Raw genomic sequence first — 20,252 nt, 5'->3', positions numbered from 1 at the left:
GCCGGCGTGCTGCCGGAGGGCAAGGTCGACGCCATCCGAGCGCTGCAGGCGAAGCACGGCGACCACGTGGCCATGGTCGGCGACGGCATCAACGATGCCCCGGCGCTGACCCAGGCCAACGTCGGCATCGCCATCGGTGCCGGCGCCGACGTGGCCATCGAGGCCGCCGACGTGACCCTGGTGCGCGGCGAGCTCACCGGCGTGGTGGAGGCGATGCACCTCAGCCGCGCCACCTTCGGCAAGATCGTCCAGAACCTGATCTGGGCCAGCGGCTACAACGTGGCGGCGATCCCCATGGCCGCCATGGGCCTGCTGCACCCGATGATCGGGGTGATCGCCATGACGGCGAGCTCGCTTTCGGTCATCGGCAACTCGCTGCTGCTCAAGCGGCGCTTTATCCGCGAGACCCCCCAAGGAGAATCGACATGAACCGTCACCACTGGCTGATGACCGCCTGCCTGGTGCTGATGGGCGTGGCCATGCTCATCGTGCTGTGGCGCGGCAACCCCTTCGGCGCCGGCACCTGGCTGCTGCTGCTGCCGATGGCACTCTGCCTGGGGCTGCATCTGTTCGTGCATCGCCACGGCCAGCAGCACGACGACTGAGGAGGCCCCATCCGCGGCGGCGGAATTGCGCTGGATCAAGGCAGTCTCGCCCGAACCGAGGCAAGCTGTAGGCCTGAATCAGGGGAGTCCATCATGACACGGCTCGATCACCCATCGCTGAGGCAACGCCCGGGAGGCCGCTGGCTGGCGATCCTGCTGGCGGTGCTGCTGGCGATGGCCGCCCTGTCGAGCCATGCCGCCCCCCCGACAGCGTCCGGCGACTGCGGGATCACCGCCGAGTGGATGGCCGATGAGGGCCAGGCCGGGGATCATGGCGATGACGCGGCCCACTGCGCCACCTGCATCGCCCCGGTTCCCCAGCGCCTGCTGGCCTCGGGTGACCCCACCCCGCTGACCGCCACCCCGGGGAAGGCGCTGGTCGTGCACCATCCCCTGCCCCCCAGGCGCCCTCCCAGAGCCTGAACGAACGCGGGCGGATGCCTCCGCCCTGAAGGCCGCTCGCCTTCCCGAACACCTCGTACCCGTTCGTCAGGAGATATTCCCATGCTCAATACCTGTCTCGCCCTGATGGGCAACCTGCCCTGGCTGGGCTGGATCATGCCCATCGCCATGCTCACCCTGCTCGGCTTCGGCATCGCCGCCCTGGCCAAGTACCTGTTCACGCCACGTCCCACGTCCCGCGACCTTCCGGAGGCCCGCTCATGAACCGCCTCGGCTCCACGCTCATGCTCTCCGCCGCCCTGCTGCTGGGCGCCACCTCCGCGGCCCAGGCCGCGCTCCCGGACAAGGCGACCCTCTACATGAACCCCGAGTGCGGCTGCTGTGGCGAATATGCCCGCCAGCTGGAGGCCCGCGGGGTCGAGGTGAAGGTCATCGACGATGTCGAGGTGGGCCGGATCAAGCAGCGCGTCGGCCTGCCCTACGGCCACGGCTCCTGCCACACCATCCAGATGGGCGGCTACGCCATCGAGGGGCACGTGCCCTTCGAGGCGGTGGAGACGCTCTTCGAGGAGCGCCCGGACACCCGCGGCATCGGCCTGGCCGGCATGCCCATCGGCACCCCGGGCATGCCCGGACCCAAGCAGGGCGACTGGGAGATCTATCAGTTCCGCGACGGTGAGGCCAAACCCTTCATGACCCTGTAACCCATCACTTTGGCAGTAGAGAAAGGCCGCTTCACCGTTGAGGTAAGCGGTCTATTATTTGTATCGATGGTCATCGTGGTGAAATCGCAGCATGCCACCGAGCGGTTTCACAGGCTCCTGTCCACCACCCCAATGCTGGAGCAGGAGGGGGCCGCTCGCCGTTGCACATCATGGTCAGTATCGGCACCTGCTCGCTATCGGAGGTAACGTCACCGCCATCGACGCTGGCGACGATCAGGCAGCCTTTGCAGCGTGGTAAAGGAGGCAGCGGGCATGGTACGTTTTCTCATGGCGACCTTGCTGGCTAATTCTTGTCTAATCTCCTGAATTATAAGCGATTTTCATCCGCATTTTTCATGCCCGGTGCAATGTCCGGGATAGGGGGCGCCGCCTGTTGGGTTGAGTGAGTTGGGTAACATGAGCTTTGTGATTCAGTGCAGTTTCATGCGTGGCTTGAGGAAGAAATTGAGCCCGTCGACGATCACCATCAGGCCCGTCTTGACCGTGCCGTGAATTGCCCGTTGGTGCATGCGATACAGCGACGCATAGAAGAACTTCGCTAGGTGGCCCTCCAGGAAGAGGCTGCGTGCAGAGGCCCCGCGCATCAGGCTGCCGACGGCATCGAAATGGGCAAGCGAGATCAGCGAACCACGATCCCGATAGACGAAGGGTTTCAGCGGCTTGCCGTCCAACCGGGCACACAGGTTGCGCGAGAGAAGTAGGGCCTGCTGGTGCGCGGCCTGGGCCCTGGGCGGCACAGTGGAACCATCTTCCTGGGAACAACTGGCACAGTCACCGAAGACGAAGATGTTCGGATCATCGAGGCTCTGCAGGGTGGCAAACACCTTGATGCGATGATTGGATTCCGTGGTAAGACCCAGGGTCGAAAGGATTTCCGGCGCCTTGATGCCGGCGGCCCAGACGCAGAGGTCGGTCTCGATGTGTGTCCCGTCCTGGGTGACGACCACGCCCTCCTCGACGCTGGTGACTCGAGTTCCGACATGCAATTCGACGCCCAGCTTGGTCAGCTCGGCGGCCACCGCCTTGCGAATGCGTTCGGGCAGCACCGGCAGGATATCCGTGGCGGCCTCGACAAGATGAACCTCCAGTTGGCTGCTGTCCAAGGAGGTGAAGCCATAGCTGTTTAGGATCCGCGAGGCATCATAGAGCTCGGCGGCCAACTCCACGCCGGTGGCACCGGCACCGACGATGCCGACAGTCAATCGGGAGAGGCGCTGCTGCTGGGGGTCGCTGTATCGCAGGAAGGTGTTGAGCATGTCATGCCGAAAGGCCTCCGCCTGGGCAGGACTGTCGAGGAAGTGGCAGTGCTCGGAGACGCCCGGTGTCCCGAAGTCATTGCTGACACTGCCCAGGGAGAGCACCAGGACATCATAGTCCAGGGTGCGTGAGGGCAGGACTACCGCACCGTGCTCATCGAGGACGGGAGCCAGGTTCAACTGGCGATTTTCACGATCCAGCCCGGACAGGGTCCCACGCTGGAACCGGTAGCCGTTGTCGCCGGCGTGCCCTTGGTAGGAGACCTCGTCGAGACCGGAATCGAGGGCACCCGTCGCCACCTCATGCAAGAGGGGTTTCCAGATGTGCGTAGTATTGCGATCAACCAGCACGATCTCTGCTTTGCCGCGCCGCCCCAGCTTTCGGCCCAGACGACTGACCAGTTCCAGCCCACCGGCACCTCCACCCACTACCACGATTCTTGGCACGTCCATGAACAGCTCCTCGAAAAAAGGGAAACCCTGTTGGGCCGGGTGCACCGGCAGATGGTTCGCGACATCGACTCAGCTTTGACGGTCAGCGACCTACTGGCTATCCCAGGCCGAGGATGCCCCTGGCCTCTTGCCAGGAAGCAACGGGACGCACTTTTCGCAGAGCGCGGCTGCCCGTTCCACGAGGGCGGCGTTGGGTGCCAGGGTAGCGCGGTCGCGTCGCAGGCTGTCCCCGAGGCCAGTCCGGGTGTGGCCCCCAGCGGCGATAGACCATTCGTTCAGGAGGATCTGGTGGCGATGCTCGCTCCGGCCTCGAATGCCGCCAGGGTGCCCTCTATTTGCTCTTCGATGGTACGGGCAGGGCAGGGTTGTTTTCCTTGCGCGGCACGCTGCCGGTAATGGCTACACAGATGATGCAGGGGTTGGACATGACGAGCTGCCTCCAGGCGTTTACCGGTTTTCCTCGGCGGACAGGCAACCGGACTCACTGTTGAGGTCGAGTACACCGTAATGAAAGTAGGGTTGTCCAATGGCTGGCCGAGCAAAATAACCAGAATGGTTATTTCTTCATCACGACCGCGTTGTGGCAGTTCTGCTCACCAGCCTTTCAGTCGATAGCAAACCTGCCGCCATGCCGAAGCCCCTATCGGATCGGAATCACTCAAAATGATGTCGGAGTCGACAGCTACCAAACGGCCTATGAAAGAACCTTTGTGGTAGCCGCGGACGCGAACGAAAATGTCGATATCGTGTTCATTGGTGACACCAAATTCGATATCGGCTATGACGCCATTGCGTCTGGGGAGTACTACGGCTCCATCTATCAGTCCCCGGTGAATGATGATCTCGCGGTGCTGCTAATCGTCATGAAGGGTCCTGATGGTGATCGTGCAAGTGATCACCCCAGCGCTCGGCGAAGGCCTCAGCCGTCTGCGGTCGCCCGAAGTGGAAGCCCTGGGCCTCATCGCAGCCCATCGCCGCCAGGGTGGCGGCCTGGTCGGCGGTCTCGACGCCTTCCGCTACCGTCTTCATCCCCAGCGCCTGGGCCATGGCGATGATGGTCTCCACGATGGCGCGGTCGTGCTCACTCTCCAGCATGTGGCGCACGAAGGAGATATCGATCTTCAGGGAATGGGCGGCGAAGCGCCGCAGGTAGGCCAGCGACGAATAGCCGGTGCCGAAGTCATCGATGGCCAGCAGAAAGCCCGCCTGGTTCAGGGCGCGGGTCGTCGCCACCGCCTGCTCCGGGTCACGCATGAAGTCGCTCTCGGTGAGCTCCAGGGCAATGGCCGAGGGCGGCAGGCCATCGGTCAGCATGCCGATACGCTCGGCGAGACGCGGGTCGGCGAACTGCTGGGCGGAGATATTGATCGAGAGCTGCCCCGGGAGCCGCAGGCCGGCCTGGCGCCAGCTGAGCAGCTGCCGGGTGGCCCGCTGCAGCACCCAGTCCCCCAGGGGCCGGATCAGGCCCCGCTCCTCGGCCAGGGGGATGAACTCCCCGGGGCTGACCCAGCCCCAGGCGTCATCGTGCCAGCGGCAGAGCGCCTCGGCGCCGGTCAGCCGCCCGCTGCGCAGGTCGACCTGGGGCTGGAAGTTCAGGGACAGGGCATCCTCGGCAATCGCCCGCTCCAGGCGCTCGGTCATCTGCTGACGGCGCGCCAGCTCATGGGTCATCGAGGCGCTGAAGGGACACACCCCCTCCTCGTCGCGCTTGGCGTGGTAGAGGGCGATGCTGGCGGCCTTGAACAGCTCGCCCGGCGTCAGCGCGTCCCGGGGGTAGCGGGCCAGGCCGATCGAGACTTTCAGGGCGAAGGTGCGGCGCCCCAGGTGGATGGGACGACCGATGACCTCGCGCATCCGCTCCACGCTCTCCCGGGTCACGCGCTCGGAGGCGTTCGGCACCAGCAGCGCAAACTCATCCCCGGAGAGCCTGGCCAGCGCCTCCCCGTTGACCACCGCACCCTGCAGGCGATCGGCCACGCCGGCCAGCAGCTTGTCCCCCAGTTGGTGGCCATGCAGGTCGTTGATCTCCTTGAAGCGGCGAAGGTCCAGCAGCAGCAGCGCCAGGGGGGTCTGGGCACGCTCCGCGGCCTGGCGCATCCGCTGGAGGTTCTCCATGAAGCGGACCCGGTTGGCCAGGCCCGTGGTGCCATCGAAGTAGGCCAGCTGCTGCATGCGGCGGTGATCCTGGCGCCGCTCGATCTCCGCCGCGGCACCGGTGGAGAGAATGCGCAGCACCGAGGTGGCGAACGCATTGGCATCGGGCGGCTCCCGGTAGAGCACCAGGATCGCCCCCACCGTCTCGCCCCGGGTCGTCTCCAGGCGCCGCCCGACCCAGGCCGCGAAGTGCCCATCCACCCCAGGCAGCCAGGCCTGGGCCCGCTCGCGGATCACCACCTCCCGGGACTCGGCCAGGGGCTCGAAGGGGGAGCCGACCAGGTCGAAGGGGTAGTCGGCGAGACGACGCGCCTCCCCGTAGGCGCTCAGGGTGCTCAAGCGCAGGGGGACCGAGCCCCTCGCCTCGACCGCGGCCCCCGGGGCACCCTCCAGGGTGGCGATGATGGCCGCATCGGCTTCGAGGATCTCCGTCAGCTCTCGGGTCAGCTGATGGAAGTAGTCATCGCCGATGCGGGTCGTGACGGCCGAGGCGACGCGCGTCACCGCCTCCTGCACGCGCTGGGCCTCGTACTGCTCGGTGATGTCGGTGATGAAGCCTTCCAGGTAGAGGGCGTCACCCTGCGTATCGGGGATCGCCTGCCCCTGCTCCAGCATCCAGCGCAGCTGGCCGCCGGCGGTGCGCAGCCGATAGATAAGGCGGAAGGGCGAGCGGCACGCCACGGCCTTGGCGACGGCCTCGGCCACCGGCTGGCGGTCGGCGGGATGGATCAGCGCGGCAAGGCTCACCTCGCGGCTGTGGATCAGGGCCGCGGGCGGGTAGCCGGTCAGGGCCAGCGCCCCCTGGCTGACCACCAGCATGGTCCAGTCGGCATCATTGAGGCCGCGATAGGCCATGCCGGGCAGGTGGTTGAGCAGCGTCTCCAGGCGCCGCTCGCTCTCTCGAGCGTTGGCCTCGCTCTCCAGCAGCGACCGGTTGGCCAGGCAGCGCTCGATCTCCGCGCCGGCCTGGGCGGCCGCGATATGCAGGATCTCCTCCTCCAGCCCCGAGAGCGCCATCGGGGCGTTCCTGAGCAGGGCCAGCAGCCCCAGGGGCGTCCCGTCCAGGCCGAAGAGCGGCAAGCCCATATAGCCCTCGGCGCCGAGCTCCTTCAGCAGGGCATCCTCGGGGAAGCGCTGCTGCACCTCGCGGGGATAGAGGCAGGGCCGGCGGCCGCTGACGGTCTCGCAGGGCGTGCCCGCCAGGTCGTAGCGGAGATTGGGCCGCAGGGCGCCGCGGGACCAGACCGCCAGGGTCTGCGCCTGATGCGCCGGCTCCACCCGGGCCACCAGCACGTGATCCACGTCGAGGATCGCCGCCAGGTGCTCCACCAGGGCAGGGAAGAAGGCCTCCGTACCCGCCCGCGACATTCCATCGGCGAGCTGGCGAAAGGCCGCTTCGGCGGTCAGGCGAGCGTTCATGGCAGGGCCTTCCTGTCGGGTCGTGACTCGATTAGCGTGACGTCGACGCCCGAGCTTACACGAACCGGGGCGACCGGGTCGCCTGGGCGTCAGGCTGGCGCGCCCCTGGGCGTCCGACGCTGCAGCGGGTCGTGGTTTCATGCGATACTGCGCGCTTTCCTCACGGCCCATGCCACCAGTTGCCAAACAGGGATGTCGACCATGCCCCAGGGTACCCTCTTCATCGTTTCCGCCCCCTCAGGCGCCGGCAAGACCAGCCTGGTGCGCGAGCTGATCGAGAGCCTCGACGGCATCCAGGTCTCGGTATCACACACCACCCGCGAGCGGCGGCCCGGCGAGGTGAACGGCGTCAACTACCACTTCGTTGACGTGCCGGCCTTCGAGGCGATGATCGAGCGCGGCGAGTTCTTCGAGCACGCCCGGGTCTTCGACAACTACTATGGCACCTCGCGCCCCGCCGTGCGGGCCGCGCTGGACGCCGGCCAGGACGTGATCCTCGAAATCGACTGGCAGGGCGCCCGCCAGGTGCGCAGCCAGCTGCCGGAAGCGGTGTCGATCTTCATCCTGCCCCCCTCCCGGGACGAGCTGGAGCGCCGCCTGGCGAGCCGCGGCACCGACGAGCATGCGGTGATCGCCCGGCGCATGCGTGACGCGGTCAGCGAGATGTCCCACCACGACGAGTACGACTACCTGGTGGTCAATGACGACTTCACCACGGCGCTGCGCGAGCTCCAGGCGCTGGTGATCACCCAGCGCCTGGCCACTCAGCGTGCCAGCGCCGCCCACGCCCCGCTGCTGGAGGCGCTGCTGTCATGATCTCCGGGGGCCGGACCCGGCCCCCGCCGGCCTCGCGGCCCTTGTCACGGGAACCAGGCGTCGAGTAACCTATCGGGTCTACCCATATTAGGTGGAGCCCTGCCCGCGCGTCATACCCGTGCGCGCTGTCGGGTTCCCGCAAGCTTTCAGGAAGGCATCCATGGCGCGAGTCACAGTCGAAGATTGTCTGGAAAACGTCGAGAACCGCTTCAAGCTGGTGATGATCTCCACCCAGCGTGCCCGCCAACTGGCCCGCGGCTCCCGCGATGCCCATCTGCCCTGGGAAAACGACAAGCCCACCGTGGTCGCGCTGCGCGAGATCGCCGCCGGCCTGGTCGACGAGAGCGTCCTCGACGAGCCGATGGAAGCCGCCGTGCGCCCGACCCGCGAGCCCCACTACGGCACCGCGGAGGAGTGATTCCCGACGGCGCCGCGGCGCCGTCATCCATTCCCGGGCACTCACGCAGGAACCAGGGCGCGCCGCATGTTCACCATCGATGACCTGGCCGACCGTCTCGGCGGCTACCTCCCCCACAATGAGATCCAGCAGGTCAAGCGCGCCTTCTACTACGCCGAGCAGGCCCACGACGGCCAGCGCCGTCGCTCCGGCGAGCCCTATGTGACCCATCCCCTGGCGGTGGCCAATATCCTGGCCAACATGCACATGGACCACCAGAGCCTGATGGCGGCCATGCTGCACGACGTCATCGAGGACACCGGGGTCGGCAAGGAGGCGCTGGCCAGGCAGTTCGGCAAGCCGGTGGCGGAACTGGTGGACGGGGTCTCCAAGCTGACCCAGATCGCCTTCGAGGACAAGGCGGTCGCCCAGGCCGAGAACTTCCAGAAGATGGTGCTGGCGATGTCGCGGGACATTCGCGTGATCATCGTCAAGCTGGCCGACCGCCTGCACAACATGCGCACCCTGGGTGCCCTGCGTCCCGAGAAGAAGCGCCGCATCGCCCGCGAGACCCTGGAGATCTACGCCCGCATCGCCAGCCGCCTGGGCATCAACACCATCCGGGTGGAGCTCGAGGACCTCTCCTTCCAGGCCCTGCACCCGATGCGTGCCGAGCGCATCAAGCGCGCCGTCTCCAGCGCCCGCGGCCACCGCCGCTGGGCGATCCGCCAGGTCCAGAACGCCCTGCAGCAGAGCCTCGACGACGAGGGGCTGCCCGGCACCGTGGTGGGCCGCCAGAAGCACCTGCTGTCGATCTACAAGAAGATGCGCGACCAGCGCAAGTCGTTCAACGAGATCATGGACGTCTTCGGCTTTCGCATCATTACCGAGGACGTGGACAGCTGCTACCGCATCCTCGGCGTGGTGCACAACCTCTACAAGCCGGTCCCCGGACGCTTCAAGGACTATATCGCCATCCCCAAGGCCAACGGCTACCAGAGCCTGCATACCACCCTGTTCGGTGCCGGCGGCATGCCCATCGAGGTGCAGATCCGCACCCGCGAGATGGAGGCCATGGCCAACAACGGCATCGCCGCCCACTGGCTCTACAAGGCCGGCCAGACCCAGCACCCCATCGCCGAGGGCAGCCACGCCCGGGCCCGGGCCTGGGTCAAGGGACTGCTGGAGATGCAGCGCCATGCCGGGGACTCGCTGGAGTTCATCGAGCACGTCAAGAACGACCTCTTCCCCGATGACATCTACGTCTTCACCCCCAAGGGCGACATCATGGAGTTGCCCCAGGGTGCTACGGTGATCGACTTCGCCTACAGCGTGCACACCGATATCGGCAACAGCACCATCGCCTGTCGCATCGATCGCCACCTGGCCCCGCTCTCCACCCGCCTGGAGAGCGGCCAGACCCTGGAGATCATCACCGCCCCGGGGGCACGTCCCAACCTCGCCTGGCTCAGCTTCGTGGCCACCGCCAAGGCGCGCTCGGCGATCCGCCACGCCCTCAAGCACCAGCAGCAGACCGAGGCGGTGCAGCTGGGCAGGAGGCTGCTCAACAAGTCACTGGCGGAGTTCGAAACCAGCCTGGAGGAGCTGCCCAAGGGGCCGCTGGCCTCCCTGCTGGCCGAGCTTTCGCTGAAGAGCGAAGAGACCCTGCTGGAGTCTATCGGACTGGGCAGCCGGGTCGCCCACGTGGTGGCGCGTCGCCTGCTCGATCTGCTGCCCGGCGAGTCGCCGGCGGGCGAAGCGGAGCCGCGCTCCCATGGCCCCATCGTGATCAGCGGCGCCGAGGGCATGGTGATCAAGTTCGCCCGCTGCTGCCACCCGCTGCCCGGCGACCCGGTCATCGGGCATCTCTCGGTGGGTAAAGGCATCGTGGTGCACCGCGCCGAGTGCCGCAACCTGGGCGAACTGAAGGGCTACCCCGACAAGCTGTTCGCCCTCGAATGGTCCGACCAGATCGACGAGGACTTCCCGGTCGCCCTGCGCCTGGAGGTGGAGAGCCGCCGTGGCCTGGTGGCCGAGCTGGCGGGCCTGGTCACCGACGCCGACGCCAACATCGAACGCATCGGCATCGAGGAGCGCGACGCGCGCCTGGCCACGGTCCACCTGACCCTGGCGGTACGCAATCGCGTGCACCTGGCGCGGATCATCAAGCGGCTGCGCAACCTCTCCCATATCGGCCGGATCAGCCGCGTCGGTAACTGAGTTCCCCCGACGGCCCGGCATCGCCCGCGGGCGGCCGGGCCACTTGTTATTACCCCGTCATCATCACTCGAATCGGCAACCCACCCCAATGGAGCACACCATGAGCAACAAGGCCGTGATCAACACCGACCAGGCGCCCGCCGCCATCGGCCCCTACTCCCAGGCCATCAAGGCCGGCAACACCGTCTACCTCTCCGGCCAGATCCCCTTGGACCCGGCCACCATGGAGATCGTCTCCGAGGACTTCGAGACCCAGGCGCGCCAGGTCTTCACCAATCTCAAGGCCGTCTGCGAGGAGGCCGCGGGCTCGCTGGGCGAGATCGTCAAGCTGAACCTCTACCTGGTGGACCTGGACAACTTCGCCATCGTCAACAAGGTGATGGAGGAGGTCTTCGAGAAGCCCTACCCGGCCCGCGCCGCGGTGGGCGTCAAGGCGCTGCCCAAGGGCGCCCAGTTCGAGGCAGAAGCCGTGATGGTCATCGGCGACTGACAGGAGCATGAGGCTCTTTCTGGCGCTCGTGCCGCCGCCCGGGCTGCGCGAGCGACTCGGGCAGCTGGCCGATGCGGCCCACGCCCGCTGCGGCGGGCGGCGCATGCCGGACGAGAGCCTGCACCTGACCCTGGCCTTTCTCGGCGAGGTGAGCGAGGCGCAGGCGACGGAGCTGGTCGAGTGGGTGGGCCGCCTCGCGGTGCCGCCCGGGGAGTGGCGGCTGGACGCCTGGGGCCACTTCCACCGCCCGGGCATCGTCTGGGTGGGTGGACAGGCGTCGGATCCGGCGCTGACGGCCCTGCACGGGCGGCTATGGGAGGCGCTGGAGGGCCGGCGGTTCGCGGGGCGCCCCGCCCGCTATGTGCCCCACGTCACCCTGCTGCGCCGCGCCCGGCGCTTCGAGCCAGCCCGGCTGCCGGCACCGGCCCTGCGCTGGCGCTATAATCGTCTGCACCTTATCCAATCGCTCAGCGATGATCGGGGCAGCCGCTATGTCAGCCTGGCGCGCTCCCGCTGAGCCATGCACGGGAACCGGGAATGTCTCGTTCTGCGAGCCGGGCAGCCGCCCTCGGCCTGCTTGTCGCCGGCCAGCTGACCATAGCCCCCCTCATTACCCCTTCGGCGGGCGCCGACCTCACCCTCGCCGCCGGAGCGACCAGCGAATCCACTGCCGCCGTCAAGGCGGAGCTGGATCGCCGGCTGCCTCTGGAGCGGCTTCATGAGCGGCTGTCGCTGCGCCTCGCTGGCGGTCTGCTGCTGCTCGCCAGCGAGGAGGAAGACGGCAACGCCGCCCTGACCCTGGCACCCGCGCTGCGCTGGACCTTCGCCGCTGGGCGGGAGCCGTTCCTGGAAGGCGGCATCGGCGCCGCCCTCTTCCTCAAGACCCGGGTGGAGACGCGCAACCTCTCCACCGCCTTCCAGTTCGAAGACCGCCTGGCGGTGGGGATGCCCTGGGCCGGCGGGGAGCTCTCACTGGCGCTGACCCACTACTCCAACGCCGGCATCAAGCGACCGAATGACGGCGTCGAGACCCTGATGCTGGGCTACCGCTTTCCGCTGTAAACCCAGCCTTCCGGGGATCAAGCGACCGCTCTCTAATTCACAGCGTCGAGACCCTGATGCTGGGCTATCGCTTCCCGCTCTGACTGTGCTCGGGCACAACATCGTCAACAGTAGCCCAGTTTAATGAGTCTTCGAAGATTGGCGTGCAACTGCCTTGTGGGAGCTTGGGTCCCCCGAGCGAATGGCGCCGAAGGCGCCCCTGCGGTGTTGCCTACTCTTGCACCTGCCGCCAGGGAGTCCTCCGGCCTCCATTCGTCCGGCAAAGCCGGCCTCCCACACTGAACCGCCTGTAGAACAGATCGATCCATACCAGAACCAATTTATTGGGCAACTTCACGCCTTCTCGGGCAAAAAGCCCCCTTCCTTCAGCACCTGGGCGTAGCCCTCTCGATAGCTGGGATAGCGGAACTCGTAGCCACTGGCCAGCAGGCGGGCGTTGCTGCAGCGCTTGCTGGCGCGGCGGCGCAGCGGCGACTGGATGGTCTCGGTGGCCTCCACCTTGAGCTGCCTTGCCAGCCAGGCCATCACCTCGTGGAGCGGCGCCGGCTCGCAGTCGCTGGCCAGGTAGAGATCGTCGACCGGCTCGTCGGCCAGGGTGCGCTCGATCAGGTGGGCCAGCACGCCGGCGCAGTCGTCGCGATGGATGCGGTTGGTGTACATGGCGGGGCTGGCCGGGGCGATGCGTCCCTCGCTGACCTGGCGAATGAGGCGGTCACGGCCGGGGCCATAGATGCCCGAGAAGCGCACCACGGTGCCGGGCCGCGGATGCTCGAGGAGTGTCCGCTCGGCCTCGCGCAGCAGCGCGCCGGCGAAGCCGCTGGGTTCGGCGGGACTCGCCTCGTCGACGACCTCACCCGCCTGCTGGGGATAGACGCTGGTGGACGAGACGAAGAAGACGCGCCGCGGAGGCCGGTCTCGCCCGGCGAACTCGCCGAGCACCGCCTTGAGCCCTTCCAGATAGGCGGCGCGGTAGGCCTCCTCCTCGAAGCGGTCGGCGCTGGCCACGTAGACCAGCACTTCGGCATCCGGCAGCTCCGTGAGGGTGGCGGGGTCGGCGAAGTCCGCGCTGACGGCCTCCAGGCCGCTGTCCGCCAGCGCCGCCGCGTTGCGGCGCACGCCGACGACCCGCTGGCCGGCCGCCAGCAGCCGCTGGCCCAATGTCACCCCGATGTCCCCACAGCCCAGAATTAGCGTTGTCGTCTTCACCTTTTCCCTGCCCCCTGATAAAAAGTCCCTATTGGATTTTCAAAAGGATGCCTGCAAGGCAACCCCAATGACTCTAACAGAACTCCGCTACATCGTGACACTGGCCCAGGAGCGCCACTTCGGGCGCGCCGCCGAGCGCTGCTTCGTCTCCCAGCCGACCCTGTCGGTGGCGGTGAAGAAGCTCGAGGAGGAACTGGGAGTCGCCCTGTTCGAGCGCTCCAAGTCCACCGTCCAGGTAACACCCCTGGGCGAGAAGATCGTCGAGCAGGCCCAGCGGGTTCTGGAGCAGACCAGCGTGATCCGAGAGCTGGCCAACGCCGGCAAGGATCAGCTGGCCAGCCCCCTGCGCCTCGGTGCCATCTACACCATCGGCCCCTACCTCTTCCCGCACCTGGTGCCCGAGCTGCGCCGCCAAGCCCCGCAGATGCCGCTCTACATCGAGGAGGGCTTCACCGGCAACCTGCGTCGCAAGCTGAGAAGCGGCGAGCTCGATGCCATCATCGTGGCGCTGCCCTTCACCGAGACCTACGAGGAGGCGTTCGAGGTGCTGATTCCGGCTGACCACCCCTGGGCCGAGCGCGAGGCCATCCACAAGGAGGAGCTGCTCAAGGAGCGGCTGCTGCTGCTGGGCGAAGGACACTGCTTCCGCGATCAGATCCTCGAGGCCTGCCCGGCGATCAGCCAGAAGCTCGCGAGCCCCTCCAACACCCTCACCGCCGAGGGGGGATCGCTGGAGACCATCCGCCACATGGTGGCCTCGAAGCTGGGTATCACCGTACTGCCGCGTTCCGCCATCGGCACCATCCACTACGAAAGCGGCCTGCTGGTCAGCCGCCCCTTCGCCCCCCCCGCCCCCTCGCGCACCGTGGCCATCGCCTGGCGGGCCAGCTTCCCGCGGCCCAAGGCGATCGATGCCGTCACCGCCGCCATCGCCCGCTGCCGCGAGGCCGACCCCGCACCGGCATGAGCGCCGACGGGAAGGCACTCGAGGCGCCGGTTGCCGCGCTCAAGGGGGTCGGCGAGGCGCTGGCGCTGAAGCTGGCCCGGCTGCGTATCGAGAGCGTGGCCGACCTGCTCTTCCACCTGCCGCTGCGCTATCAGGATCGCACCCGCATCACCCCCATCGGCACCCTGCGCGCCGGCCACGAGGCGGTGGTGGAGGGCGAGGTGGTGGCCGCCGAGGTGGTACGCGGCCGACGGCGCAGCCTGCTGGTGCGGCTGCGCGACGGCTCGGGCCTGATCAGTCTGCGCTTCTTCCACTTCTCGCCGGCCCAGCAGCAGCAGTTCCAGCCCGGCACCTGGCTGCGCTGCTTCGGCGAGGCTCGTGCCGGGGCCACCGGACTCGAGCTCTATCATCCGGAGTACCGGCTGCTCAAGGCCGACGCCCCGCCGGTGGAGGATCACCTCACCCCCATCTACCCCACCACCGAGGGGCTCCACCAGACCCGGCTGCGGGCGCTGATCGAGGAGGCCCTGGAACGGCTCGACGCCCATCCGGAGGCGCTGCCCGACTGGCTCACCCCGGACCTGCGCGACCGCTTCGGCCTGCCCGAGCTGCACCACTGCCTGCATGTGCTGCATCAGCCGCCGCCGGAGATCGATCCCGAACAGCTGGCCGGGGGTCGCCACCCCGCCAGCCGCCGCCTGGCCCTGGAGGAACTGCTGGCCCACCGGCTCAGCCTGCAGGAGGTCCGCCTGCGCATCCAGGAGGACGGCGCCCCGGCACTGCCCTCGGGGCGCGGCCTGCAGGCACGCTTCCTCACCCAGCTGCCCTTCTCGCTGACCGCCGCCCAGCGCCGGGTGCTCGACGAGATCGGCGCCGACCTGGCCCGGGAGGTGCCGATGCTGCGCCTGGTGCAGGGCGACGTGGGCTCGGGCAAGACGGTGGTGGCCGCCATGGCGGCGCTCTCGGCCATCGCCGGCGACTGTCAGGCGGCGATGATGGCGCCCACCGAGATCCTCGCCGAGCAGCACTACCGCGCCTTCCGCGCCTGGTTCGCACCGCTGGGCATCGAGGTGGCCTGGCTCTCCGGCAAGCTCAAGGGCAAGGCGCGGCTCGACACCAAGGCGGCGATCCTCGACGGCCGCGCCCGCATGGTGGTGGGCACCCACGCGCTCTTCCAGGGCGACGTGCACTTCCAGCGCCTGGGGCTGGCCATCGTCGACGAGCAGCACCGCTTCGGCGTCCACCAGCGCCTGGCGCTACGTGAGAAGGGCGAGGCCGGCGGCCTGACGCCCCACCAGCTGGTGATGACCGCCACGCCGATTCCCCGCACCCTGGCGATGAGCGCCTATGCCGACCTGGACGTTTCGGTGATCGACGAGCTGCCCCCCGGGCGCACCCCGGTGAAGACGGTAGCGGTGCCCGACGAGCGCCGCCCCGAGGTGGTGGCACGCATCCGCCACGCCTGCGCCGAGGGGCGCCAGGCCTACTGGGTCTGCACCCTGATCGAGGAGTCCGAGGCGCTGGAGTGCCAGGCTGCCGAGGCGACCCGCGACGAGCTCACCGAGGCGCTGCCGGAGCTCGCCATCGGCCTGGTCCACGGGCGCATGAAGGCCGCCGAGAAGGCCGCGGTGATGGATGCCTTCAAGGCCGGGGAGCTGGACCTGCTGGTGGCCACCACGGTGATCGAGGTGGGGGTCGATGTGCCCAACGCCAGCCTGATGATCATCGAGAACCCGGAACGGCTGGGGCTCTCCCAGCTGCACCAGCTGCGCGGCCGGGTGGGCCGCGGCGCCACGGCGAGCTTCTGCGTGCTGCTCTATCACCCGCCGCTGTCGGCCCCCTCCAAGGAACGCCTGGCGGTGATGCGCGAGACCAACGACGGCTTTCGCATCGCCGAGAAGGACCTGGAGCTGCGCGGCCCCGGCGAGGTGCTGGGCACCCGCCAGACGGGCCTGGCCCAGATGAAGATCGCCGACCTGGAGCGGGACGCCGACCTGCTGGAGCGCGTCGCCCCCCTGGCCGAGGCGCTGCTCGCCACCCACCCCGAGGCGAGCCGGCCGCTGATCCGGCGCTGGCTGGGCGAGGCGGCAGGGCGCTATGGGCAGGTGTAGCGCCGAGCGCCGAGCGCCGAGCGCCGAGCGCCGAGCGCCGCAGGAGGATGCCTCTATCAACCTGGTCGCCGCCAGACTCGACCCAAGGGGGGTCGCTTTGCGTCTCGGCACCGGCCCCGTCTCCGAGCAGACTGGCGCTCGAAACTTTCAGCTCGGTGCTTACAGCTGCTTGAGGAGCTTCTGGAGTTTCTGCAGGTCGGCGGAGTCCCCGACCAGCCGCACGCGGCCGTCCATCATGCCGTCGAGGAAGGCCTGCTGGGTAGGCTTCTTGAGCACCTTGAGCGCGGTCTCCGCGTCCTCGAAGCGCAGCTCCAGGTCGAGGTCCACCGGCAGGCCGCGCCCGGACTGGATGCCGCGGGGTGACATGCGATAGTAGCGGGCAATGGCGAGGTCCTCGGTGGCGATGCCCCAGTCGAGGCCGCGCATCTCGCCGAGCAGCTCGCGGAAGCGCGCCTTGCGGCGCAGGGCCCGCTTGAGCAGGAAGGCCAGCAGCCAGAGCATCAGTCGCAGCTTCATGTCGTCATCGCCACCGAATCCATGGAGGGAAGAAGTGCTCGCGGCCCGCCAGGGCGGGCCGCCGGTGTCAGCCGTTGTCCTACTTGGCCACGGCGTCCTTGAGCCCCTTGCCCGGCTTGAAGGCCACGGTCTTGCTGGCCGGGATGGTCAGCGGCTGGCCGGTCTGGGGGTTCTTGCCGGTGCGCGCCGCACGCTCGCGCACGGTGAAGGTGCCGAAGCCGATCAGCGAGACGTCCTGCCCCTGGGAGACGCTCCCGGTGATCTCGTCGAGGATCACGTTGAGCACCTGGCTAGCCTTGTCCTTGGACAGATCGGCACGCTCGGCAATCGCCGACGCGAGTTCTGGCTTACGCATACAGCCCTCCTGATATTGGCTTCTGCGCCCCCGACCCGGTGCCGAGAGCACTGTAGTGATGACCTTCCGTTCAAGCCACTCGCCTGTCGCCCCCCTCTGGACGGCGACAGGCGAATGACACCGGGGCGGTTCGATGGCAGGGCCCGCAGGACGCGCCGACATCGATGAACTAGCCTAGCAACGGCGGCGCAGCCCTCGCCAGTTCAACTTTCCGACGGACACAGGCCCCTGTCAACGCAAATCCGATCAAACGACCGTCCTCCGATTCGGCCAGGGCGGTGAAGTCACCGGCCTCCCCCTCGATGCGCCAACGCGCGGGGGGATTCTCCGGGGGCAGCGCCACCACCGGCAGCAGCGGGGTCTTGACCAGCACCGGCCAGGGGCCATAGCGCACCGGGGTGGGCGTACCGCTCAGGGTCTTCGCCAGCGCCCTGGCGCTGGCCTGGAGCGGCTGAACGTACATGGCGTTGACCCCGTCGACGCAGGCCACGTCGCCCAGGGCATGGACCCCGGGCGCCGAGGTAGTTAGATAGCGATCGGTCTGGATTCCGGCGGCACTGACCGCCAGGCCGGCCGCCTCGGCCAGGGCGGTCCGCGGCCGCAGGCCGGTGGCCACCAGCACCAGATCGGCCTCGAGACGGCTGCCATCGTCGAGGACCAGGCCCACGTCGGCTCCGGCCGCCTCCAGCGCCGTCGTCCCGGTGCCCAGCGCCAGCTCCATGCCGGCGGCCTCGAAGGCCTCGCCCAGGGCCCGTCCCAGGGGCTCGGGCAGCAGCCGCGGCAGCGGGGCCGTCTCCGGCGCCACCAGGCACACCTCGTGACCGCCGGCCTGCAGGTCATTGGCGAACTCGCAGCCCACCAGGCCGGCGCCGACGATCGCCACCCGGCCCGGCCGCCCCAGCGCCGCCAGCGCACCCTGGAAGGCGCGGTAATCGTCCAGGTCGTTGATGGTAAAGACCCGCCCGGCAATGGCCTCGGCCACCGGGAAGGGAATCGCCGGTGCCGCGCCGGTGGCCAACACCAGCTCGCCCCAGGGCAGCCGTTCCTCGCCGATGCGCAGGGTACGTTGGCCAAGGTCGATGGCCTCGACCCGGGTGTGGGTGCGCACCACCACGTTCAGCTCCTCGGCGACCCGCAGGGCGCTGCGGGCCGCCAGCCGCTCCGGCGGCAGGCGCTTGGCGAACCCGCCGGAAAGCAGCGGCTTGGAATAGTCGTCACCGCTGTCGGCGGTGATCAGGGTGACGGGGCGTTCGGCATCCAGCGCGCGCAGGGCGCGCAGCAGGCCGATGCCAGCCATGCCGGAGCCGATGATGGTCAGGGGAGTGCTCATGGAACTCCTCGATCAGGGTAGGGATGGCACCGCATGTTACACTAGCCGCCCCTGAATCGACGCGGAGCCTGCGGTGTCCGACCTCCTGCCTGCCGACAGCCGTGCCCTGGCGCACTGGATTCCCCTGGCCGCCGCCCGGCCCGCCATGAGTCCCGCCTGGCGCCGCTGGGTCGGTTCCCGGGACTCCCTGACCCTGCGCCTCACCGAGGCCGGGGCCCCTCGCCCGTTCCGCGTCCGGCTGCTCGACCAGCACCTCGGCACCCCGCGGCGGGACGAGGCCCAGGCGCTGGGCATCGCCGCCGGCCAGCGCGCCTGGCTGCGCGAAGTGGCGCTCTGTCTGGGTGAGTGTCCCTGGGTGGTGGCCCGTTCAGTGGCGCCGCTGGAGGGCCTGCCGGAGCACGACCTCGCCCACCTGGGCGAGCGCTCCCTGGGCACCTGGCTGTTCCGCCAGCCGGGCCTCGAGCGCGGGGAGATCGAGGTCACCGCCGCGCCGGCGGGCTTCCACCAGGCCCGCGGCCCCTGGGGGCGACGCTCGGTGTTCCGCCGCGGCGCCTTCCGGGTGCTGGTCCAGGAGTGGTTCCTGGAGGCCATGGCGGATGACCTCGGCCTTCCTTCGCGCTAGGCTCTGGGCTCTTCACAGAACAGGCGTGCTACTGCCGTGTGGGAGCTCGGATTCCGAGCGAATGGCGCCGAAGGCGCCCTGGCTGTGCCACTTAGGCTGGTACCAGCCGCCTGGGAGTCCTTCGGCCTCCATTCGCCCGGCAAAGCCGGCCTCCTACATCACCTCCCATACCGTACAGACTCACTCCGGGTGTGAAGAACCAACTTCATTGCTGAAACCGCGGTAATCGACGACTTTCATGAGGTAGAGATGGACCGTTCCCTGATGCGCCCCAAGGGCCTGGCCCGGGTACCCGATTTCCTGCAGCTGATGCGCCTGGACCGTCCCATCGGCACCTGGCTGCTGATGTGGCCCACCCTGTGGGCGCTCTGGGTGGCCGCCGAGGGCCTCCCCGGCCGGGATGTGCTGCTGATCTTCGTCGCCGGGGTCTACCTGATGCGCGCTGCCGGCTGCGTGGTCAACGACTATGCCGACCGCCACTTCGATGGCCATGTGAAGCGCACCCGGAACCGCCCCCTGGCCACCGGGCGCATCAGCGAGGGCGAAGCCCAGGCGCTGTTCCTGATCCTGGTGATGGCGGCCTTCGTGCTGGTCTGGTTCACCAACCTCTTCACCGTGATGCTCTCCCTGGTAGGCGTGGTGCTGGCCTTCATCTATCCGTTCATGAAGCGCTACACCCACCTGCCCCAGCTGTTCCTCGGCGCGGCCTTTTCCTGGGCCATCCCCATGGCCTTCGGCGCGGTACTCGGCCATGTGCCCTTCGAGGCCTGGCTGCTGTTCGCCGCCAACGTCGCCTGGACCGTGGCCTACGACACCCAGTACGCCATGGTCGACCGCGACGACGACCTGAAGATCGGCATCAAGTCCACCGCGGTGCTCTTCGGCCGCGCCGACCGGCTGATGATCGGCCTGCTCCAGGGGATGACCCTGGTGCTGCTGGCCTGGGCCGGAACCCGGCTGGCACTGGGCGGCTTCTTCTGGCTGGGCCTGGCCGCCATGGCGGCCACCTTCGCCTTCCAGCACTGGCTGATCCGCACCCGGGAGCGCGACCCCTGCTTTCGGGCCTTCCTCAACAACCACTGGTCGGGCCTGCTGGTATTCGCCGGCATCGCCCTCAGCCTGTGGCCAACCGCGGGGAGCTGACGGGCAGGGATGTCACGCTAGTGT

The 20,252-nt window shown here is 68.3% G+C and carries 21 protein-coding genes; 14 read left to right on the top strand and 7 right to left on the bottom strand.

The window, feature by feature from the left end:
• Positions 1 to 6 precede the first annotated feature (6 nt).
• The 4 genes from J5F18_RS01715 (at position 7) to J5F18_RS01700 (ending at position 1,711) form a co-directional block, all read left to right on the top strand.
• The gene (locus J5F18_RS01715; RefSeq protein ID WP_346302155.1) at positions 7 to 429 is read left to right on the top strand and encodes an HAD-IC family P-type ATPase; all 423 of its coding nucleotides are present in this window, start codon (positions 7 to 9) and stop codon (positions 427 to 429) included.
• A gap of 269 nt (positions 430 to 698) precedes the next feature.
• Positions 699 to 1,028 (top strand): hypothetical protein, encoded by a 330-nt coding sequence (locus tag J5F18_RS01710; protein ID WP_346300635.1) that lies wholly within the window; start codon positions 699 to 701, stop codon positions 1,026 to 1,028.
• Positions 1,029 to 1,109: 81 nt separating this feature from the next.
• A complete protein-coding gene (locus J5F18_RS01705; RefSeq protein ID WP_346300634.1) occupies positions 1,110 to 1,271 on the top strand; it encodes a hypothetical protein in 162 nt (53 codons plus the stop codon).
• Positions 1,268 to 1,711, top strand: a complete 444-nt coding sequence (locus tag J5F18_RS01700) for a DUF411 domain-containing protein (protein WP_346300633.1) — start codon at positions 1,268 to 1,270, stop codon at positions 1,709 to 1,711. Before J5F18_RS01705 ends, J5F18_RS01700 begins: the two co-directional genes overlap by 4 nt.
• 431 nt (positions 1,712 to 2,142) lie before the next feature.
• Here J5F18_RS01700 and J5F18_RS01695 read toward each other — a convergent pair whose 3' ends face one another.
• The 3 genes from J5F18_RS01695 to J5F18_RS01685 all read right to left on the bottom strand — a co-directional run bounded on the left by J5F18_RS01695 (position 2,143) and on the right by J5F18_RS01685 (position 7,014).
• Positions 2,143 to 3,441, bottom strand: a complete 1,299-nt coding sequence (locus J5F18_RS01695) for an NAD(P)/FAD-dependent oxidoreductase (protein ID WP_346300632.1) — start codon at positions 3,439 to 3,441, stop codon at positions 2,143 to 2,145.
• Positions 3,442 to 3,531: 90 nt separating this feature from the next.
• Positions 3,532 to 3,705, bottom strand: coding sequence for a 3-keto-5-aminohexanoate cleavage protein (locus J5F18_RS01690; protein WP_346302154.1), 174 nt, complete (start codon positions 3,703 to 3,705; stop codon positions 3,532 to 3,534).
• A 597-nt stretch (positions 3,706 to 4,302) separates the two neighbouring features.
• Positions 4,303 to 7,014, bottom strand: coding sequence for an EAL domain-containing protein (locus J5F18_RS01685; RefSeq protein WP_346300631.1), 2,712 nt, complete (start codon positions 7,012 to 7,014; stop codon positions 4,303 to 4,305).
• A 201-nt stretch (positions 7,015 to 7,215) separates the two neighbouring features.
• Here J5F18_RS01685 and gmk point away from each other — a divergent pair, with 201 nt between their 5' ends.
• The 6 genes from gmk to J5F18_RS01655 all read left to right on the top strand — a co-directional run bounded on the left by gmk (position 7,216) and on the right by J5F18_RS01655 (position 11,999).
• Positions 7,216 to 7,830, top strand: a complete 615-nt coding sequence (gmk, locus tag J5F18_RS01680) for a guanylate kinase (protein ID WP_346300630.1) — start codon at positions 7,216 to 7,218, stop codon at positions 7,828 to 7,830.
• 160 nt (positions 7,831 to 7,990) lie between these two features.
• Positions 7,991 to 8,248, top strand: a complete 258-nt coding sequence (rpoZ, locus tag J5F18_RS01675; RefSeq protein ID WP_346300629.1) for a DNA-directed RNA polymerase subunit omega — start codon at positions 7,991 to 7,993, stop codon at positions 8,246 to 8,248.
• A gap of 66 nt (positions 8,249 to 8,314) precedes the next feature.
• On the top strand, positions 8,315 to 10,447 hold the full coding sequence (locus tag J5F18_RS01670) for a bifunctional (p)ppGpp synthetase/guanosine-3',5'-bis(diphosphate) 3'-pyrophosphohydrolase (RefSeq protein WP_346300628.1): 2,133 nt from the start codon (positions 8,315 to 8,317) through the stop codon (positions 10,445 to 10,447).
• A 100-nt stretch (positions 10,448 to 10,547) separates the two neighbouring features.
• The gene (locus J5F18_RS01665) at positions 10,548 to 10,937 is read left to right on the top strand and encodes a RidA family protein (protein ID WP_346300627.1); all 390 of its coding nucleotides are present in this window, start codon (positions 10,548 to 10,550) and stop codon (positions 10,935 to 10,937) included.
• Between the two features lie 7 nt (positions 10,938 to 10,944).
• Positions 10,945 to 11,454 (top strand): RNA 2',3'-cyclic phosphodiesterase, encoded by a 510-nt coding sequence (thpR, locus tag J5F18_RS01660; RefSeq protein ID WP_346300626.1) that lies wholly within the window; start codon positions 10,945 to 10,947, stop codon positions 11,452 to 11,454.
• Positions 11,455 to 11,474: 20 nt separating this feature from the next.
• Complete coding sequence (locus J5F18_RS01655; protein WP_346300625.1) at positions 11,475 to 11,999, top strand: acyloxyacyl hydrolase; 525 nt, start codon at positions 11,475 to 11,477, stop codon at positions 11,997 to 11,999.
• Positions 12,000 to 12,332: 333 nt separating this feature from the next.
• Here the strand turns inward: J5F18_RS01655 and J5F18_RS01650 are convergent, their stop codons facing one another.
• On the bottom strand, positions 12,333 to 13,205 hold the full coding sequence (locus J5F18_RS01650; RefSeq protein WP_346300624.1) for an SDR family oxidoreductase: 873 nt from the start codon (positions 13,203 to 13,205) through the stop codon (positions 12,333 to 12,335).
• Between the two features lie 67 nt (positions 13,206 to 13,272).
• Between J5F18_RS01650 and J5F18_RS01645 the strand changes: the two genes are divergently transcribed.
• Positions 13,273 to 14,172 carry a LysR substrate-binding domain-containing protein gene (locus J5F18_RS01645; RefSeq protein WP_346300623.1) on the top strand — a complete coding sequence of 300 codons (900 nt, stop codon included), beginning with the start codon at positions 13,273 to 13,275 and terminating at the stop codon, positions 14,170 to 14,172.
• On the top strand, positions 14,169 to 16,262 hold the full coding sequence (gene recG, locus J5F18_RS01640; RefSeq protein WP_346300622.1) for an ATP-dependent DNA helicase RecG: 2,094 nt from the start codon (positions 14,169 to 14,171) through the stop codon (positions 16,260 to 16,262). Before J5F18_RS01645 ends, recG begins: the two co-directional genes overlap by 4 nt.
• A 159-nt stretch (positions 16,263 to 16,421) precedes the next feature.
• Here recG and J5F18_RS01635 read toward each other — a convergent pair whose 3' ends face one another.
• The 3 genes from J5F18_RS01635 to J5F18_RS01625 all read right to left on the bottom strand — a co-directional run bounded on the left by J5F18_RS01635 (position 16,422) and on the right by J5F18_RS01625 (position 18,463).
• Entirely contained in the window at positions 16,422 to 16,778 is a 357-nt protein-coding gene (locus J5F18_RS01635) for a hypothetical protein (protein ID WP_346300621.1), read from the bottom strand.
• 79 nt (positions 16,779 to 16,857) lie between these two features.
• Positions 16,858 to 17,133, bottom strand: coding sequence for an HU family DNA-binding protein (locus J5F18_RS01630; protein WP_346300620.1), 276 nt, complete (start codon positions 17,131 to 17,133; stop codon positions 16,858 to 16,860).
• A gap of 169 nt (positions 17,134 to 17,302) precedes the next feature.
• On the bottom strand, positions 17,303 to 18,463 hold the full coding sequence (locus J5F18_RS01625) for an FAD-dependent oxidoreductase (RefSeq protein WP_346300619.1): 1,161 nt from the start codon (positions 18,461 to 18,463) through the stop codon (positions 17,303 to 17,305).
• A 73-nt stretch (positions 18,464 to 18,536) separates the two neighbouring features.
• Between J5F18_RS01625 and J5F18_RS01620 the strand changes: the two genes are divergently transcribed.
• Both J5F18_RS01620 and ubiA read left to right on the top strand, forming a co-directional pair.
• Positions 18,537 to 19,085 carry a chorismate lyase gene (locus J5F18_RS01620; RefSeq protein WP_346300618.1) on the top strand — a complete coding sequence of 183 codons (549 nt, stop codon included), beginning with the start codon at positions 18,537 to 18,539 and terminating at the stop codon, positions 19,083 to 19,085.
• A 249-nt stretch (positions 19,086 to 19,334) separates the two neighbouring features.
• Positions 19,335 to 20,228, top strand: a complete 894-nt coding sequence (ubiA, locus tag J5F18_RS01615) for a 4-hydroxybenzoate octaprenyltransferase (protein ID WP_346300617.1) — start codon at positions 19,335 to 19,337, stop codon at positions 20,226 to 20,228.
• Positions 20,229 to 20,252: the final 24 nt, after the last annotated feature.

Source organism: Halomonas sp. BM-2019, assembly GCF_017584085.1.
This window is presented reverse-complemented; position numbering and strand designations above follow the sequence as displayed.